Source organism: Sulfuricurvum sp. (assembly GCF_031427015.1).
In the GTDB taxonomy this organism is placed as follows: domain Bacteria; phylum Campylobacterota; class Campylobacteria; order Campylobacterales; family Sulfurimonadaceae; genus Sulfuricurvum.
In genome coordinates this window covers 345352-363059 of sequence record NZ_JASJOW010000002.1, presented here as the reverse complement: position 1 = coordinate 363059, position 17708 = coordinate 345352, and the positions used below count along the sequence as shown (strand labels likewise).

At 43.7% G+C, this 17708-nt stretch carries 16 protein-coding genes and 1 tRNA gene; 2 read left to right on the top strand and 15 right to left on the bottom strand.

Annotation, left to right across the window (positions count from 1 at the left end; all coding sequences use genetic code 11):
• The first annotated feature begins 54 nt into the window (after positions 1-54).
• Positions 55-315 (top strand): hypothetical protein, encoded by a 261-nt coding sequence (locus RMO68_RS04250; RefSeq protein ID WP_310439468.1) that lies wholly within the window; start codon positions 55-57, stop codon positions 313-315.
• Here the strand turns inward: RMO68_RS04250 and RMO68_RS04245 are convergent.
• The 15 genes from RMO68_RS04245 to RMO68_RS04175 all read right to left on the bottom strand — a co-directional run bounded on the left by RMO68_RS04245 (position 312) and on the right by RMO68_RS04175 (position 15801).
• Entirely contained in the window at positions 312-1058 is a 747-nt protein-coding gene (locus tag RMO68_RS04245; RefSeq protein ID WP_310439467.1) for an exonuclease domain-containing protein, read from the bottom strand. The genes RMO68_RS04250 and RMO68_RS04245 overlap by 4 nt on opposite strands.
• Complete coding sequence (locus RMO68_RS04240) at positions 1058-1402, bottom strand: hypothetical protein (RefSeq protein ID WP_310439466.1); 345 nt, start codon at positions 1400-1402, stop codon at positions 1058-1060. Before RMO68_RS04240 ends, RMO68_RS04245 begins: the two co-directional genes overlap by 1 nt.
• 127 nt (positions 1403-1529) lie before the next feature.
• A tRNA-Leu gene (locus RMO68_RS04235) sits at positions 1530-1614 on the bottom strand.
• Between the two features lie 52 nt (positions 1615-1666).
• Positions 1667-2044 carry a F0F1 ATP synthase subunit C gene (locus tag RMO68_RS04230; RefSeq protein ID WP_015652746.1) on the bottom strand — a complete coding sequence of 126 codons (378 nt, stop codon included), beginning with the start codon at positions 2042-2044 and terminating at the stop codon, positions 1667-1669.
• A gap of 93 nt (positions 2045-2137) precedes the next feature.
• On the bottom strand, positions 2138-4315 hold the full coding sequence (locus RMO68_RS04225; RefSeq protein WP_310439465.1) for a polyribonucleotide nucleotidyltransferase: 2178 nt from the start codon (positions 4313-4315) through the stop codon (positions 2138-2140).
• Positions 4299-4967, bottom strand: a complete 669-nt coding sequence (locus tag RMO68_RS04220) for a phosphoribosyltransferase family protein (protein WP_310439464.1) — start codon at positions 4965-4967, stop codon at positions 4299-4301. The genes RMO68_RS04225 and RMO68_RS04220 overlap by 17 nt, the downstream gene beginning before the upstream one ends.
• 8 nt (positions 4968-4975) lie before the next feature.
• On the bottom strand, positions 4976-6376 hold the full coding sequence (locus RMO68_RS04215) for an MlaD family protein (protein ID WP_310439463.1): 1401 nt from the start codon (positions 6374-6376) through the stop codon (positions 4976-4978).
• Positions 6377-6388: 12 nt separating this feature from the next.
• Positions 6389-8524, bottom strand: coding sequence for an LPS assembly protein LptD (locus RMO68_RS04210; RefSeq protein ID WP_310439462.1), 2136 nt, complete (start codon positions 8522-8524; stop codon positions 6389-6391).
• Positions 8517-8966, bottom strand: a complete 450-nt coding sequence (locus RMO68_RS04205; RefSeq protein ID WP_310439461.1) for an RDD family protein — start codon at positions 8964-8966, stop codon at positions 8517-8519. Before RMO68_RS04205 ends, RMO68_RS04210 begins: the two co-directional genes overlap by 8 nt.
• The gene (purD, locus tag RMO68_RS04200; RefSeq protein ID WP_310439460.1) at positions 8966-10234 is read right to left on the bottom strand and encodes a phosphoribosylamine--glycine ligase; all 1269 of its coding nucleotides are present in this window, start codon (positions 10232-10234) and stop codon (positions 8966-8968) included. Before purD ends, RMO68_RS04205 begins: the two co-directional genes overlap by 1 nt.
• A 384-nt stretch (positions 10235-10618) precedes the next feature.
• On the bottom strand, positions 10619-11260 hold the full coding sequence (locus RMO68_RS04195; RefSeq protein ID WP_310439459.1) for a uroporphyrinogen-III synthase: 642 nt from the start codon (positions 11258-11260) through the stop codon (positions 10619-10621).
• Positions 11261-11270: 10 nt separating this feature from the next.
• A complete protein-coding gene (gene guaA, locus RMO68_RS04190) occupies positions 11271-12815 on the bottom strand; it encodes a glutamine-hydrolyzing GMP synthase (RefSeq protein ID WP_310439458.1) in 1545 nt (514 codons plus the stop codon).
• Between the two features lie 94 nt (positions 12816-12909).
• Positions 12910-14238 (bottom strand): sodium:proton antiporter NhaD, encoded by a 1329-nt coding sequence (gene nhaD / locus RMO68_RS04185; protein ID WP_310439457.1) that lies wholly within the window; start codon positions 14236-14238, stop codon positions 12910-12912.
• Positions 14235-15686 (bottom strand): L-aspartate oxidase, encoded by a 1452-nt coding sequence (nadB, locus tag RMO68_RS04180; RefSeq protein ID WP_310439456.1) that lies wholly within the window; start codon positions 15684-15686, stop codon positions 14235-14237. The genes nhaD and nadB overlap by 4 nt, the downstream gene beginning before the upstream one ends.
• Positions 15676-15801 carry a hypothetical protein gene (locus tag RMO68_RS04175; protein ID WP_310439455.1) on the bottom strand — a complete coding sequence of 42 codons (126 nt, stop codon included), beginning with the start codon at positions 15799-15801 and terminating at the stop codon, positions 15676-15678. Before RMO68_RS04175 ends, nadB begins: the two co-directional genes overlap by 11 nt.
• A 69-nt stretch (positions 15802-15870) precedes the next feature.
• Here RMO68_RS04175 and uvrC point away from each other — a divergent pair, with 69 nt between their 5' ends.
• Positions 15871-17679: an excinuclease ABC subunit UvrC gene (gene uvrC / locus RMO68_RS04170; RefSeq protein WP_310439454.1), complete on the top strand. Its 1809-nt coding sequence runs from the start codon at positions 15871-15873 to the stop codon at positions 17677-17679.
• Positions 17680-17708: the final 29 nt, after the last annotated feature.

Genomic DNA, 17708 nt, shown 5'->3' with positions numbered 1-17708 from the left:
TAAAAAAATGACGCAACGCTATAATGTCATTAACAGTTTAAAAGGATTTTAACAATGGAAGAACTTTACGAGGGAATTGCTGCGTATGATGCAGGAGATTTCACCAAAGCCCATGAGATTCTCTACCCATTAGCCGCCTACAAACGCGATCCTGAAGCACAATTTCACATGGGGATGATCTATTTTTACGGTGAAGGGGTTGAGAAAGATATCGATAAAGCGATGGAGTGGTGGAAAAAAGCGATGCGTCACGGTCATGTTGATGCGGCGTATCGCCTAAGCGAAATCGCCACATCGACAAAAACAACGTTTTAGGAATTTCCTAAAACTCTTCCGATACTGTAACGCATATCTTCATCGAGACTCTCCATATTTCCAAGCATCCACGATAAATACCCTTTATCCGTCTCAGCTATCTCCGTAAGTGTTTTCCCTTTGTATTTGCCAAACTTCAAAGGACGGGTATAAAAAACGGGGGTTTGGGTCAGTTCAACCATTTTATCAATCGGGTTTACCCCCTCATATCGCTCTTGCAATCGTTTGCGAAGCTCTGTAAGAAAGAGCTTTAGAACCAGTACATCACCAATCGCATCGTGTGCTTTTACCACAATACCGAGGGCATCCGCTTCCGATTGTTCAATTTTATACAATCCTAAAGCGTACCGAAAATACTGTAACCGATGTGACTCTTCATCATCGAATAAATGGCGTGCGCATCGAAGTGTATCAATAAGACGCATATGCGATGTAAAATTTTCTTTAGAGAGCATTCCAAGATCAAACGGTGCGTTATGAATAATAAGAATATTCTCAGGAGTATTGAGTTCACAAAGTGTCTGAAAAGCTGGAGTTTCTACACATTTGGGTTTTCCCTCAATCATTTCAGGGGTAATTCCGTGCACTTCCATCGCACCGTATCCGATCGGAACATCGCTACTGCACATATCATTATAGACATCAACGTTTTTTCCATCCAAGACGATGTATCCCAGTTGAATAATGCGATCCGTATCTCCCGCACCTGTTGTCTCGGTATCGAGTAAAACGTACTTAGCCATTAATACTGATTATCTTCGTCTTCAAGGTCAAACTCATCGTAATCGTCTTCATCTTCATCGTCTTCATCATCATAAAGATCATCATCTCCCTCATTTTCACGCATAGAGGTAAGTTCCGTATAAAGTTGTTCCGCCTCTTCTTCATCTATTTGTCCACTATTTAACTCTGTTAAAAGTTCTTTGTATTCATCACGAAGCGCTTGCATATCTTCAAGCTGTACTCTCTCTTCCGTTGTCGCATCTTTTTGTGAAGCTATGGATTCGAAAATATCATCAATATGCTCTTCTACATCGGGAATGAGTTCATTTTGAATTAAATGTTTAAGTTGTGTAATATAGGCCATTTTTAATCCTTTTGACTTGTGATTTGCATATCTTATTATACTTCATAAATGTGACAAAATTACAACAGGAAAGAAGATGTTTGTGAAGAAAAGGTTGGATTTTTATGTAATTGAAGAAAAAAATGGATGGTGCGGACGGGGGGATTTGAACCCCCACACACGTAATGCGCTACCACCTCAAGGTAGTGTGTCTACCGTTCCACCACGTCCGCGTAAAGAATAAAAAGCGATCAGCCGAAGCTGACCGGAGAGAAAGGTCAAACCTTACGCAGCCAAATATGGGTTAGCGTAAAGAGCGATAAGAGCGATAACAAGTGTATAAATAACTTGTGCTTCGATCATAGCAAGAGCGATGAACATAGTAGTCATCAATTTTCCGCCAAGACCTGGGTTACGAGCTGTACCAGCGATAGTTGCAGCAGCAGTGCTACCCATACCGATTGCTCCACCAAGTGCAGCCAAACCAAGACCAACACCCGCAGCGATCATAGAGTACGCTTTCAATGTTTGGTTTGCAACGTCTGCAGATGCAGCCGCAGCAGCAGGTGCCGCTTCAACAGCAGCTTCAACAACCGCTACCGCTTCTTCAGCACCGAATACTGAAGCAACAAGAGCGAGCATAAGAAAAAGAACTTTTTTCATGAGTAATCTCCGTATTTAAATCAAAGTCTGTTCGGATATGTGTCCCTACTTATCACTTTGTGGGTGGAAGTATAGTGAGGATGAGCTAAAAAATTACTTAGCTCGACCTAATCCGATCTTGTTGCCTTTGAACTCAACGATCTCTACCATCAGTTCATCCCCCTCGCTTACTACATCGCTCACACGGCTGATATGACCATCGGAGAGTTTAGAGATATGGATCAGTCCGTCAATCCCCCCCGGAAGTTCGATAAATGCCCCGAAATCAACGATTTTTTTTACTTTCCCTTTAACGATGTCACCCACTTTATATTCCACTTTTTCCACCGGAGTGGCACCGCTCACGATCCCCTCAATATGATCGCGTGCCCCGCGTAATCCGTCACGGTTTTTACCGGTCAGTTTAACCGATCCTTTTTTCTTATCGATATCTATCGTAACATCAAAACGCTCGATAATATCCCGAATCGTTTTACCCGCTTGCCCGATGATATCTCCGATAAAACTCGGATCAATATGAAAAAGATCGGTGCTCGGCAACGTCCCCTCATTCAATTCGATTTTATCCTCGCTGCTAAGCATGATGTCAATAATATGAGCCCGTGCTTCGGCAGCCTGATAGAGAGCCTCTTTGAGAACGTCTAAATGGATACCGCCGAGTTTGATATCCATCTGCATTGCGGTTATACCGGCTTTTGATCCCGCTACTTTAAAATCCAAGTCACCGTCATGGTCTTCAAGCCCCATAATATCGGTCAAAATTGCATGACGATTCCCCTCTTGGACCATTCCCATCGCAACACCGGCAATCGGATCTGCCATCTCTATATCTCCGGCTCGAAGCGCCATATATCCGCCGCATACCGTTGCCATTGAAGAGGAACCGTTAGACTCCAATATTTCGGAAACAAGACGAATGGTTTGACCGTTTCGTACACATGCACCTTCCAATGCCCGTTTAGCAAGATTACCATGACCCAATTCGCGGCGGCGCGGCGCTCCGATCGGTGATGGCTCTCCGACACTGAATCCCGGAAAGTTATAGTGAACCATAAATGCTTCATTTTGAGTTCCGCTGTCGGTGAGGTTTTCAAACATCTGCGCATCTTTCATTCCGCCCAACGTCAAAATAACCAATGCCTGAGTTTGGCCTCGTGTGAAAAGTGCCGATGCATGCGCACTCGGTAATACGTTCGTCTCAATACGAATCGGTCGTACTTCAGTCAAAGTACGACCGTCAGCGCGTACTTTTTCATCTAAGATTTGGGAGCGTACCATTGAACGTTTCACACTCTCAATCGCTTTTTTCAATTCGTGTTCATTCCATTGCGGCTTTTCGACCATAATCGCTTTACGGATGGTACGAAGTGCCGTGCTTCGCTCCGTTTTTGCCATTTGGTTAATCCCTTGTTTGAGATCTTCGGTATGGTTCGCACGGACATATTCCATCATCTCGCCGTTCATTTCACTGATCACAAATTGAAGTTCAAATGGTTCTGATGCAAATGGTTTAAACGCAGCCTCATACGCACTGTTTGATTCGAACAAAGCTTCTTGAGCCGATGCAAGAACGCGGATAAGCTCATCTTCATGCATTGCATTCGATGCACGTACAGAGATACTCGGAACACTCATTGCCGACTCCACCATCGGATCAATCATCCCGATATCAACCACTTCGATCTCATCGCTTCCAAGTGTTTGCATCTCGATCATCAACATATCGTCTTTGCTTCCCGCTAAATACAAATCAAGGGTACTTTGTTCAAGTTGACTTCGGGTCGGATTGAAAACAATCTCTCCGTCGATTTTAGCGACACGAACGGCACTGACTGAATTAAAAATATCAATGTCCGATACGTAAAGTGCCGCTGATGCGGCATTGAGTGCCAAAACTTGCAAGTCCGCTTCTTTGTCCGCACTTAGTACCATTACGGTAATTTGAATCGGATTGGCAAATCCTTTCGGAAATAGCGGACGAAGCGATCGATCGACGATCCGCGAAGTGAGTGTTTCAAAATCACTCGGCTTAGTTTCTCTTTTAATAAACCCTCCCGGAAACTTTCCGGCAGCGTAACTTTTCTCAATGTATTGTACGGTTAAGGGTAAAAAATCCTCATCCACAAAATCGGTCTCATCAACAACGACTGTTGCTAAAATTACGGTATCCCCGCATTTGAGCCACGCCGCTCCGTTAGCTTGTGCCGCTACTTGATTAAAAGCATACGCTTCAGTTTTATTCTTTAATGCTAATTCAACGTTGTAATTCATCTCTTCTCTCCAAAATAGTCTCTATCGTTTCTTCATCTACCGTCTCGAACTCGTGGTAATAATACCCCGTGTCGATATAGTCGTCAATCTCTTGGAGGCAAAATATGCCGTCCACTATAGGATCCAGTGCTTCTACAACACTGGAGGGCATAATCGGTGCTGCAATATAGACCGCTTTTGCTTTTTGGGCAAATGCCGTTTTAACGGCACACATCAGTTTTAGCCCTGTTTCGCTCCCCTCGTCGATGAGAAGTATATTTTTCCCCTTCATCGATTTAAAATGTTCTCCCTTTCGGTATTGATAAATAGCACTAAGAATTTTCTCCTCGTGTTTACGGGTAGCCTCTCCATAAATGTAATCGACTTGGATATCAAACGCATCGACAAGTGCTTGATGAATGACAATCTCTTCGGTCTCACTCACACGCGCCAATTCACATTCAGGATTTTGGGGAGCGGTTATCCCTGCCGAAAAAATAAAGTCTACCGGTAATTTAAGACGTTTATTGATCTCTTGTGCGATCACAAGTCCCCCGGAAGAGACGGCAATGAGATTCCAAGACTCACTCTTCATCTGATCTAGCGGAAGAAGTTCTTTAAGCTGTAGGGCAGCATCTAAACGATCTTTAAATAAGTAGCGTTGCGGTCTCATCTACTCACCTAACGTGCCATCGATGCGGTACCCGTCAAATATTTAAGATCATTATCGATAAATCTAAGACCTAACCCCATGAAAATATTTTGCGATTCTGGATTAAGAAAATTATCCCATCCGCCATAGAGTTCAAGATGTTTGAGCATTTGGTAACGTACCTGTGCCTTAAGGTGCGCACGTGTTCCGCGAATATCATTTACCGCATTAAAATCGAACGCTTCTGCGCTGAATTTCAACCGATCATGATTCATAAAATAATCGACCCCGACCCCACCGGTCGATTCGATCGCCCCAAATCGCAATAACGTATTATCAAACCGTTTTCCGTATTGGAGAGAATAATAGGTTTCTCCCTTGATATTTTTGCCCGGAGGATTGGTATCGTATTGGGAATAATCATCGGTACTGACCAAATCAAACATATAATAGGTCTCAGGATTCGGAAGATAATTAACACCTAAATAAACTTTACCGTATCCGTCTCGTACCATATAGTCCGTATGCATGGCCACTTGTAATTCGCTGGTGGTAAAGTTACTCAACATCGAATCGACTTTTCCGAATGCCTCTTCACCGCTTTTGAAAAATGCACCTGCCGATTCAAGTGCCGTTTTAAGCGAAGATCGATTTTCAGCCAATATATCACTCACATTATCTTCAATATTGACAAATTTATCGACTGCTTCGGGAAGTTTATGCTCAAGCGAACCGCTGATATTATCCATTCGCGTCGTCAGAGAATTAATCCGCGCCATAATTGCCGGAAGGTCTTTATTGACCGTGTCGGCCGTTTGACTAAACCCAGCACTCATTGCTCTAAAATTGGAAATTGCGGCATGGAGATCTTCTCGGTTTTCGACAATGACCCCATCAAGATTAACTCCGACATTTCGAAATGAAATAATCATCTCTTGAATTGCGGCTCTATGCTCCTCATCTAAAGTAGAACGAAAATCTTTCAATAACAACTCTAACTCTTTGGCAGCCGCATTTACCGAGTCGCTAGTCTGATCAAACGATGCATAGCGTTTGGATTGAGAAAGGGATTCGCCGTTTTGCAAAAATGCAGTTGCATCTCCTACCACGATGTTAATTACTTTTGAACCCAATAGCGATTCTTGTGCAACAATAACGGATGAATCATTTGGAATTTTGACACCGTTATCGATCATCAAGGTCAATTTTACCCGCTTGCCCTCAATCGCTATCTCTTCAACATCTCCGATGGTTACCCCGTTCATTAAAACATGGGTATGTTTTTCAATCCCTGAAGCGTCTTCAATATAGGCTTGGATTAAATACCCTTCATTACCCCATTTTCCCAACGATGTTACCTGTGTTGAGAGAAATAATAAAGCACCTAAAGCCATCACGACGAAGAGACCGATTTTTGCTTCCAGTTTCATACACTACCCTCTTTATTTGGTCAGTTTATAATTAAACTCAGACCCGCCGATAGGTTTGAGGATAATAGTAATAAAAATATAAGAATCATTCACAGAATCACTCACATTCGCATTGGTTAGAATAGGACGTCGATTTTGAACGTATCGAATCCCAAAATCAAGACATCGTTGCGAATACAAAATTCCGATTTCGCTACGCTTTAGCAAATCTTCACGATAATCATACGCCAAAAGACCGAATACCCGATAGTGGCTATTATACTGATAGGCTGCATCCGCCGTCCAATACGATGCATATTTCGGAGTACTATTACGTAACTCATCCGTATAATAGTGACTCACACTTGCCGTTACGATATCATCATTATAGCGCAGTGTATTTTGTTCTTTAGTGATGCGATCACGATCATGATTGTAAGCAGTTTGATTGTAATAGGAAATCGCTTCTGTAATCTCCCATTCCAGCTCATTTTGCAGTTCACCGTAATAACTTCGTTGATCATCATACTCAAAATTTTGAGACAAACGATCCACTAGGAACTGATTGCCATTTTGAAAAAGATAGTTGTTAACCCCAAGTGAGAGGGTATCACTCGGTGCGGAGAGGGTGTAAAATTCACACGGATAACCGGCATAGGTACCTGTAATGTCACATGAATCTTTGTAGGTTTCATAATAACCGTCATAATAACGGCTCCCTGCCGAAGTATAACTGGCGAATGGATTAATGACATGCGTTGTACTTTCGTAAGATTTGACAAGGGTAGTGCCGACACTCAAGGTATGATCCAATTGGGCATACTTTCCTTGTTCGTAAACACTTCCCGTTTCATTAGCACGCTCGTTTGCGTAAAATCCAATTACTTTGGAAGAGGCATTAAGCGTATAACTAACATCGATATAATCATCAAACAGCGCAGTTTGAAGGGTTAAGGGGAGATTAAAATTCCCCTCTACCGCCCTTTTTCCGTTTGGTCTGTAAAAATGGGTAGCTGTTACATCACCGTTAAAAAGTAGATAATCATTGAATAACGTTTCCAAATAGCGATGATAATGGAGGGTAGGAAGGGTTTGAAGGGTGTTGTCATTACTCACTTGGTCTAAATATTGGTAATGTTTGAAATAGGCACCAAGATAATTATCTTCACTACTGTAATAGGTATTAATACGAGACATCACTTGATTGTCCGTTATATTTTGCGTTTGATCACTCTGTTGCAAATTGAGGTAATCAACATCGTTCATCCATGAACCTTCAACGTAAAGCCCAGACTCACCTTCTAAAGTTACTCCGAACCATTCACGAAGTGGATCACGATGACGGTAATGAACGTCATATCCATAATGTTTTTGATTTGCCAAATCGTATTCTTGGGCATACTCTATCTTCTCTTTAAAGTACCCTAATCGAATCGATCCTTCCGATGATTTTGTATCAACAAAGCGAAAATCGGTATAAATACCGGAACCTCTGTCGGTACGAATTTGGGGACGAAGCTCTGCATCCCACCAGTTATGTGGCGCGAAGTAAATCGGTTGCTGATAATAGAACCCTTCCGAACTCGACCATCCGAAAGAGGGGATCAATAATCCGCTTCGGCGTGTTCGATCGGTCGGGTAGCCAAAATAAGGGAGATAAAATACAGGAACGTCTCCCACTTCTAAACGTGCGTTATAAAGATTGACCCACATACTTTCAGTATCATAATCGGCGCTTGAGAAACGGATTTTCCACAAAGGATCGGTCGAATCACACCCAGATACCGCCCCGCTGGACAAATCAATCTCGTTTTGACACCCTTGTGCTTCGGATGTACTCATCCATAACCCTGAAGACTGATCGACAGCATAATAGGGAGTTGAATAACGGGTATCTTCCAGAAGATTTATTTTCGAATAATCACTGATCGCATGGTACTGTCCTGCTTTAAAAAGATTAACCGATCCTTTAGCTTCTATAATGCTACCGTTACGATCATACACCAGTTCATCGGCACTCAGTATTTGATCTTGATACAATGCAACCGGATTACCGGTTGCCGTTGCAATCGTTTCATTTGTATCAATATTCGTTCCATACAATTCAACCTGTTCTTCTCCTAAGAGGAGTGTCGAAGCGATCAAACTGATCCAACAAACTTTACGCATTGATCACCAAGGTCTTTCCGGTTCGATCATGCCAGCTCCGTCGGTAAGGATCAAGCATCGCCCAGATAAATCCAAGATAAAAAAGAATCTCACTCACCACCCGAAAAACACTGCGATTAAAAGCACTTAAAAAACTGGGATTAGAGAGCGTTGAGAGCTCAATAATACGAATTTTCATAATAATTTTTCCGATACTCGCACCGTATTGCATCGTAAAAAAAGTATGGTAAATAATCTTAATCGCCATATATTCCAATAAAAAGCTGTTGGTAACCGCAATCATCTCTTCCAAGGTATTAGCGTTGCTAATCGAATCCCATAAAATAGCAATCATAATTATGGACAAAAGAAGTTCATCAATACCGAAAGCCGCCGCTCTTTGACGAATAGACGCAAGAACTACATGCTCACGCTGAAAAAGTGAATCAAGGCGTTCATCCATTAGCGAAGAGCCTGATACGCGATGTCACCACGAAGTTTTTTGCCCGCAAAGTGAACTTGTCCGCAAAGCATATAGGCACGATCCCGCGCCTCTTTGATACTCTCCCCCACACCGACGCACACGAGAACCCGTCCGCCTGTAGCGTACAGTTTTCCCTCTTCTTCCTCTACGCCCGCATAGGCGATATGGGTATTTCGAACAATATCCTCATGATGAATCTCATCGACGATGATTTCGGCAGGCTCCGAGTTGTCATACGGATAATTTCGGCTTGCCATCACGACACCGACGGCATATTTATCGTGAAACTCAACCTTCAATGTATCGAGTTGCTTGGTGGCGGCTTTATAAAAAAGTTCACTGGCAGGTGTTTTCAAAAGCGGCATCAAAATCTCGCACTCAGGATCACCGAAACGGACATTGAACTCTAACGTAATCGGCTCGCCGTTAACAATCATAAGACCGATAAAGAGAACCCCCTCAAACGGTGCCCCCTCTTCTTGCATCCCTTTGAGAGTCGGACGGACGATTCGATCTTTTACTTTTTCGTAAATCACATCATCCACCAAAGGGGTCGGAGCATACGCCCCCATCCCTCCGGTATTCGGGCCTTCATCATTGTCTAAGAGGCGTTTATGATCTTGCGCCGCAGGGAGGAGGATAAAATCTTTTCCGTCACACAAGGCGAACATTGAAAGTTCATACCCGTCTAAAAACTCTTCGACAACGACCCGTTTACCAGCATCACCGAACGATTTTCCGCTGAGCATCTCAGAGACGGCAACTTTTGCCTCTTCATAGCTCATCGCGATAATAACACCCTTACCCGCACATAATCCATCCGCTTTCACAACAATCGGGAGAGGAAGAGAGTCGATAAAAGTAAAGGCATCACCGATGTGATCGGTCTCTATATAGCGTGCGGTTGGAATATTATATTTTGCCAAAAAGTTTTTCATGTAAACTTTTGATCCTTCGAGCTGTGCTGCAGCTTTGGAAGGACCAAAAATCACCAACCCTTTAGCTTTAAACACATCAACAACACCATCAGTGAGCGGCCCCTCCGGCCCTACAATCGTTAAGTCAATCTTATTATCGAGGGCAAACTGGGCCAATGCTTCGTAATCTTTAATTGTAACGTTCGTCCCAAGCATCGGGGTCGCGCCGTTTCCGGGAGCGAAAAAAAGCTCACTTACCGCTGAGTCTTGTTTTAGAACTCGCCCGATTGAAAATTCTCGTCCACCGCTGCCGATTACCATTACTCGCATACATCACCTTAAAAAAATTTAATTATCTTAGCTGAAACTCGTAAACGTTTCTCAAATAAGACAAATATAACTCTGCTTCGTCAGAAGCTAGCTTTAGTAGCCCAAGCGGCTAGCGTAGATGGAGGGATTTTATTCCTCTATCGTCTCAATAAATCCCGGGCGGGCGTTTCGCAGTAGCTTTGGTTCTTCAAAGCTGTAATTGTGCCACAACGAGCGTCTCTTCCGGCGGCAATCTCTCGTGCGTAAGCACTCAAACGAGACCACCGACACACCGAAACGTCTACGATTATGACGAAGTGTATATGTAGAACCCTCATAATGCGATTACTCGCTGCGCCCAGAGTTAATAATTATAACCCTAAAATCTTAAAAGGGTGATGAATTTTACCCTTCTGAAGCGATTTGACGTGCCAAATCAACAGCAGCTTCCACACTCGTGCTAGAACTAAGATGAGAAGCCACATCTGAGGGAAGAGCGTTTTGAGTCGTTGTACCGATAACCACCACGCTATGGGTCGACAGTATCGGATGGTTTTGGATAAAACATCGGATAGTTGATGGTGAGGTAAAGATAAGTATCCCCTCTGAGGAAATAGTCATTTTCGCTGTTTCTTCACTGCATGTTGTTTCATAAACTATCACTTCATCAATCTCATGCCCCTCTTCACGTGCCGCTTCAACCCAATCGCTTGCAATGACTTTTGGACGGAGATAAAGCCATTTTCCATCACGTTTTTTTCCCTTCAAAACACTCGTAATCGATTTTCCATACCCATCCCCCACTTCGACATCAACCGCTCCAACCTCTCTTGCTACTACAGCCGTGCTTTCCGATACACAAATACATTTCAGTTTATTCCAATCAAGAGAATAATTTTCTAATGCCAAAATGGCCTGTTTCGAGGTAAGAATAATCCCCTCATAGTGGGTGAAATCGATAGGGGGATTTAAAAAAGAGATAGTGAGGATAGGGATGTGAATAACTCCCTCATAGGGAGTTTTTGAGATGAGATAGATGGGGCGCACAGGGAGCGCTTTATTCCCACTCGATCGTTGCGGGCGGTTTAGAACTGATGTCGTACACAACGCGGTTGATCCCGTCAACTTCATTGATGATACGACGACTGATACGCTCTAACAACGTATGAGGAAGATGAGCAAACGTTGCCGTCATACCATCTACCGCTTCGACGACGCGAACACATACCGTGTTGTCATAGGTACGGTTATCCCCCATAACACCAACCGATTTAACATTGAGAAGTACCGCAAACGCCTGCCACGTTTTCGTGTAATATCCGCTTACTTTGAGCTCATCGAGCAAAATTGCATCGGCTTCACGGAGAAGATTCAAATCCGCTTTATTCACTTCACCCATTATACGGATACCCAAGCCCGGCCCTGGGAACGGATGGCGGTTTACCAATGAATCAGGAAGCCCTAGCTCAAGTCCAAGTTTACGCACTTCGTCTTTGAACAAATCACGTAGAGGTTCAATCAACTCGAAATCCATCCAATCCGGCAATCCTCCAACATTATGATGGCTTTTAATCGTAACAGAGGGGCCATTGACCGAAACCGATTCGATAACGTCAGGGTACAATGTCCCCTGCGCCAAGAACTTAATCCCGTCATGTTTTTTTGCTTCTTGCTCAAATACTTCGATAAAGGTATGCCCGATGATTTTACGTTTTGTTTCCGGGTCAGTTACTCCGGCAAGCTTACCGAGAAAATTTTCCGAAGCATCCGCAACGACGAGTGGCACTTTGAGGTGTACTTTAAAAATATTCTCAACCGATTCACGTTCCCCTTTACGAAGCAACCCGTTATCGACAAATACAGGGATAAGTTGATCCCCGATCGCTTCGTACAAGAGTGCCGCAACAACTGAAGAATCGACTCCGCCGCTGAGGGCACAAAGAACTTTCCCCTCACCCACTTGAGCACGGATTTTAACGATCTGTTCTTTGAGAAAATGTCCCATGTCCCATTTGTCCGTGATACCGCAAATTTTGCGCGCAAAATTACGGAGCATCAAATACCCCTCTTCAGAGTGGTTAACCTCAGGATGGTACTGCATCGCGTAGACCATTTTTGCTTCATTCGCAATCGCCGCATACGGAGAGTTCGGTGAATAGGCGATAGGGACAAAACCCTCCGGCAATACGTCCACTTTATCGGAGTGGCTCATCCACACTGCACGTTCATCTTCACACCCCTCAAAAAGGACCGAGTGTTGGGTCATATCGATCGTGAGTTCTGCTTTACCGTATTCGTGATGATCGCTTCGGATGACACTCCCGCCAAAATCGACCGCAATACGCTGCATACCGTAACAAATCCCCAAAACGGGAATTCCGAGTGTATACACCCCTTGGTCTACTTCGTACGCGTCTTTGTTATAAACCGATGAAGGTCCGCCGCTGAGGATAATCCCTTTTGGATTTTTTGCTTTGATAGCATCGATTTTAGTGTGATACGGTAGTACCTCACAATAAACTTTATCTTCGCGTAGACGGCGAGCGATCAACTGCGTATACTGTGAGCCGAAATCAAGGACGATAATATTGACATCTTTCAAAGGAGAGCCTTTAAGTGGAGATATTCGGGAGGGATTGAGTACCCTTTGCGTTAATGAAAGGGTACCTAAAAGTAGTTTAATTTTGAATATAGACTTAATAAATGCCTAAAACTATGAACTGAACATACCAAACAGCGACAGAAACAATATATCCGACCAATACTGTCCACGCCAATTTAATATGGGAAGCAAAGGTATAGATCCCATGCATTTTGCCCATAACGCCAACACCTGCAGCACTTCCGAAACTAATCAGTGATCCTCCGATACCTGCCGTCATCGTTACCAACATCCATTGCGCATGATCGATTGCAGGATTTGCTTTCAAAACAGCCGACATCACCGGAACATTATCCACAATGGCGGAGAGGAATCCTACTCCGATATTAACGACAGTCGGATCAAACATCTCATACAATTTCGCGGCGTACGTCAAAAACCCCATAAAATGAAGCGCACCGACCGCCGCCAAGATACCGAAGAAAAAGAGGAGCGTATTGTTCTCCACCTTACTCATCGCTTGAAAAATACTGACATCCACATTATGTTTTGTTTTAAGGAAATACATGTACAGCTGTAAAATTGCCAAACCGAACAACATCCCCCACATTGGCGGCAAATGAAGCACTTGTTTTCCGGCAACCGCAAGGGCAATCGTCAAGGCACCGAATGCAATAATGACCTTTCCCCCTTTGAGGATTTCAATTTTTGCCGCCGCTTCGGGGTCTCCGTCTTTATTCGGGTCAATATCAGGAACATAACGAACCAACAATGCCGCGGTAATGAGCCAACCGATAAAAGCTGCAGGGAACAGATAAAGAAAATCCGTGAACGCCCCTTTTTCTGCAGCCCACACCATCAATGTCGTGATATCTCCAAACGGACTCCAAGCACCGCCCGCATTTGCCGCTACTACAACATTAATGGCACCGGGCACCAAAAATTCTTTTGTTTTATTGTCGATTGTTAACAATACCGTCGACAGAATCAATGCCGTCGTAAGATTATCGGCGACCGGAGAGATAAAAAAGGCCAAAGCTCCGGTAATCCAAAAAAGTTCGCGATAGCTGTACCCTTTTGCAATCAGTTTAGCACGTAAAGCCGTAAATACCCCACGCTCTATAAGCGCCTCGATATAGGTCATAGCCACAAATAAGAAAAAGAAAATCTCCGCAATTTCTAATATAAGATGATCGACTTCATGCTCAAACGGAGTTAAATCTGCTCCGATACTGACGTAATACAAACCGATCAGTACAAACATGAACGTTCCGGTGAACAATGCCGGCTTGGCTTTATCGATATTGTATTTTTCTTCTGCCGCGATAAAATAGTATCCCACCACAAACATGGCGAGGAGTAGCCATCCGAATGGAGTGCCTACAAAATTAATCGCCGCTTGTTCTGCGACTGCTGTTGTCATTTTTTGATTCCTTGTGTTATAAAATGGACACCGATCGATTCGGAGCGTTTTTGGGCCGATACAATAATACTGCGTGCCGTAAGCAAACGTAAGCGTAATAATCTTCCGACTTCACCCAAGAGCATTTGCGCTATTGCCTCATACGCTTTTTGCAAACCTTCGGGAGTACGGACAATTGAAACATTGTCCCACATAATACGGCGAAGTTGATCCTTTTTCTCTTTATCCCCTTCTAACTCCAACGGCTCATTACTGATCTTAAAATTTTCGCTGCACCCGTGTTCTGAGTGATCCAAGATAGATTCAGCTACTTTTTTAGAAAAAACCAACCCTTCCAACAATGAATTACTGGCTAATCGATTCGCTCCGTGTACACCTGTTGAGGCCGATTCTCCGGCAGCATAAAGTCCTTTTACATGGGGAATGGATCCATTAACATCTGTTTTGATCCCTCCTACGGCATAGTGAAATGCTGGGGAGATGGGAACCCGTTCTTTGGGAAGATGAAATCCCAAATCATTAAGTGATTTGTAAATATTCGGAAAACGTTCTTTAAAATACTCACTCTCAAAATCTTCACATGAGAGATAAACCTGTTTTCCGCTGCGCTGTTTATAATCGAAAATGGCTCGACTGACGATGTCACGCGGAGCTAGTTCACCGCGCGGATCATATTCGAACAAAAAGCGATATCCGTTTTCATCAACAACATGCGCCCCCTCCCCTCTGAGTGCTTCAGAGAGGAGTTGTTTACGCGCCCAATTGTTGGCAACAAAAACCGTTGGGTGAAACTGCATCATCTCCATTGATTCGAGCTCAATCCCTTTTTCAATACAAATCCCGTGAATCTCTCCGCTGATCGTTGACGCATTCGTATGATATTCATAGAGTGATCCTACTCCGCCGCTGGCAATGACCACATTATCCGCCAAAATGATCTTCCGATTTCCCCGTGTAACTGTTTCTACTCCACAACATCGGCCCTCTTCGATTAAGAGATCAACCACCGTCGTATCGCTCAGCATCGGATGCGGATTTTGATTCAATAAAAAGAAATGCAAATGCCTTCCTGTCGCATCGCCTCCGGCATGAAGGATACGACTTCGCGAATGAGCCGCCTCTTTGGTATAGAGTAAATTTCCCTCTTCATCCGTATCAAAAACAAATCCGCGACGAATCAAATCACGGATTACCCCCTGCGAACTTTCACTCATCAGCTGAACCGCGTCTGTATTACACATCCCGGCACCCGCGTCAAGGGTATCTTCGACATGAGAAGCAATGTCTTCATCGTTATACGCGGTCGTCACACCGCCTTGTGCATAATAGGTATTGCACTCCCACGGGTTCGATTTATTAATGACTAAAACCTTCAGTTCTTTCGGTAAAGCGATCGCCGTATAAAGCCCGGCTACCCCTGAACCGATAATAACCACATCATAGCGCAACGGAAGAATCCTTGGCCACCGCCGGTTTTTCATAATAAGGAGGAGCTTTATAACCGCATCCGTTTAAAAATAATAGTATGGCGACAATGACGCTAAATGCAGATATTTTTGACATTGTTCCCCCTTTTTCTTTAATGACAGATGTTATAATAGCTTCAATAAATTATTCATTAAGAGTTCACCGATGATAAACCAAATTCGCAGTCTCCCTCATCAAGCGGGGATCTATCAGTATTTGGATGAAAAAGGGAGAATCCTCTATATTGGCAAAGCCAAAAACCTCTCCAAACGGGTTAAAAGCTACTTTTTACTCACCCCCTCCCTTTCTCCGAAAACATCTCTTTCACTGCGTATACAAAAAATGCTTTCCGAGACCGTGTCCCTCCACTACATCATCGTGGAAAATGAGCATGATGCCCTCATTTTAGAAAACTCTCTTATCAAACAGCTCAAACCAAAATACAATATTCTTCTGCGTGATGATAAAACTTATCCTTATTTGTACGTTGATCTTGAAGAACCCTACCCCCGTTTCGAACTCACGCGTAAAATTATAAAAGGGAAAAAAGTCCGCTATTTCGGCCCTTTTTCAGTGGGTGCGCGAGATATTCTCGATTCACTGTATGAGCTTTTGAAATTGGTCCAAAAAAAGAGCTGTCTAAAAGGGAAAAAAGGGTGCCTTTTTTATCAGATGGAGCAGTGCCTCGCCCCATGCGAATTCCCCGTTCCACGCGATAGCTACCTACCTATGGTGATGCAGGGGATCGAGTGGATACAGAATAAACGACGTCTGATTAAGCAGCTCGAGGCCAAAATGGAGTTCTATTCCGAATCGCTCCGATTTGAAGAGGCGCTCGTATTGCGAGATCGAATTGAACGAATTTCCAAAAGTGAAATAGCCTCCCAAATTGATATGGCGTCCACCGAAAACTATGACGTCTTTGCTATCGCACTCAGTGAGACACGCGGCTGTATTCTCCGTCTCTTTATCCGCGAGGGGAAAGTCGCTTCTTCAACCCATGACTTTATCCCCATTACCCCTTACTTTTCACGTGATGAAGCGTATGAGCGGACTTTAATAGGATTTTACGGAAATGAAAAACCCCCCATCATCGCCCCTATTTTAACCGCCCACCCTTTTGAATCCAGCGATTGGGTTCATGAGCACCTAAGCCAGCTCTTCGGTAAAAAAGCACAGCTTGAAATACCGCAGCGCGGAGGTAAAAAAGAACTTATCGATCTGGCATTAACCAATGCGCAGGAGCTGCTAAGAACACCTCAACCGAGCAAAGAGATATTCTTGGCACAGCTCCAAGAGCTGTTTGCCCTCGATTCTCTTCCTCATCGTATCGAAGTATTTGATAACTCCCATCATGGAGGCTCCGCGACGGTAGGGGCGATGATAGCCTATGACAATGGCCGTTTTGATAAAAAAGGGTATCGTACGTACCATCTCCAAAGCCGTGATGAATACGGCCAAATGTCAGAGATGCTACGCCGCCGCATAGAAGGATTTGAATCAAATCCCCCTCCTGATTTATGGGTGCTTGATGGTGGATCAACCCTTCTCTCTTTAGCCGTTGATCTTCTAAATTCGCACGGAATTCATATGGATGTAATTGCCATCAGTAAAGAAAAAATTGATGCCAAAGCTCACCGAGCCAAAGGATCTGCACGCGATATTCTCCACACGATTGAAACGACTTTACGGCTTGAGAGTTCCGATAAACGACTTCAATTTGTCCAAATGCTGCGTGATGAAGCTCATAGAAGTGCTATCACTTTTCATAAAAAAACAAAACTTAAAACGGATCAATCCTCTAAATTACTCGCCATTCACGGCATAAGTTCGGCGAAAATTCATAAGTTGATTGATTATTTCGGAACTTTCGAAGCAATCGCGCAAAGTGACTTTGAAACACTTCGTGATCTCATCGGCCCAAAAGATGCCCAAAGCATCCAAAATTACTACCGCGAACCCTTATCTAAGTAATATTTTATGGAGTTTATGCCATATTCCAC

Coding starts and splice junctions, on each gene's coding strand:
- RMO68_RS04175 (WP_310439455.1), bottom strand. CDS start 15,801: ATGTCAAAAATATCTGCATTTAGCGTCATTGTCGCCATACTATTATTT.
- RMO68_RS04215 (WP_310439463.1), bottom strand. CDS start 6,376: ATGAAACTGGAAGCAAAAATCGGTCTCTTCGTCGTGATGGCTTTAGGT.
- RMO68_RS04205 (WP_310439461.1), bottom strand. CDS start 8,966: ATGGATGAACGCCTTGATTCACTTTTTCAGCGTGAGCATGTAGTTCTT.
- uvrC (WP_310439454.1), top strand. CDS start 15,871: ATGATAAACCAAATTCGCAGTCTCCCTCATCAAGCGGGGATCTATCAG.
- RMO68_RS04210 (WP_310439462.1), bottom strand. CDS start 8,524: ATGCGTAAAGTTTGTTGGATCAGTTTGATCGCTTCGACACTCCTCTTA.
- RMO68_RS04245 (WP_310439467.1), bottom strand. CDS start 1,058: ATGGCTAAGTACGTTTTACTCGATACCGAGACAACAGGTGCGGGAGAT.
- nhaD (WP_310439457.1), bottom strand. CDS start 14,238: ATGACAACAGCAGTCGCAGAACAAGCGGCGATTAATTTTGTAGGCACT.
- purD (WP_310439460.1), bottom strand. CDS start 10,234: ATGCGAGTAATGGTAATCGGCAGCGGTGGACGAGAATTTTCAATCGGG.
- RMO68_RS04220 (WP_310439464.1), bottom strand. CDS start 4,967: ATGAGACCGCAACGCTACTTATTTAAAGATCGTTTAGATGCTGCCCTA.
- RMO68_RS04225 (WP_310439465.1), bottom strand. CDS start 4,315: ATGAATTACAACGTTGAATTAGCATTAAAGAATAAAACTGAAGCGTAT.
- RMO68_RS04230 (WP_015652746.1), bottom strand. CDS start 2,044: ATGAAAAAAGTTCTTTTTCTTATGCTCGCTCTTGTTGCTTCAGTATTC.
- RMO68_RS04240 (WP_310439466.1), bottom strand. CDS start 1,402: ATGGCCTATATTACACAACTTAAACATTTAATTCAAAATGAACTCATT.
- RMO68_RS04250 (WP_310439468.1), top strand. CDS start 55: ATGGAAGAACTTTACGAGGGAATTGCTGCGTATGATGCAGGAGATTTC.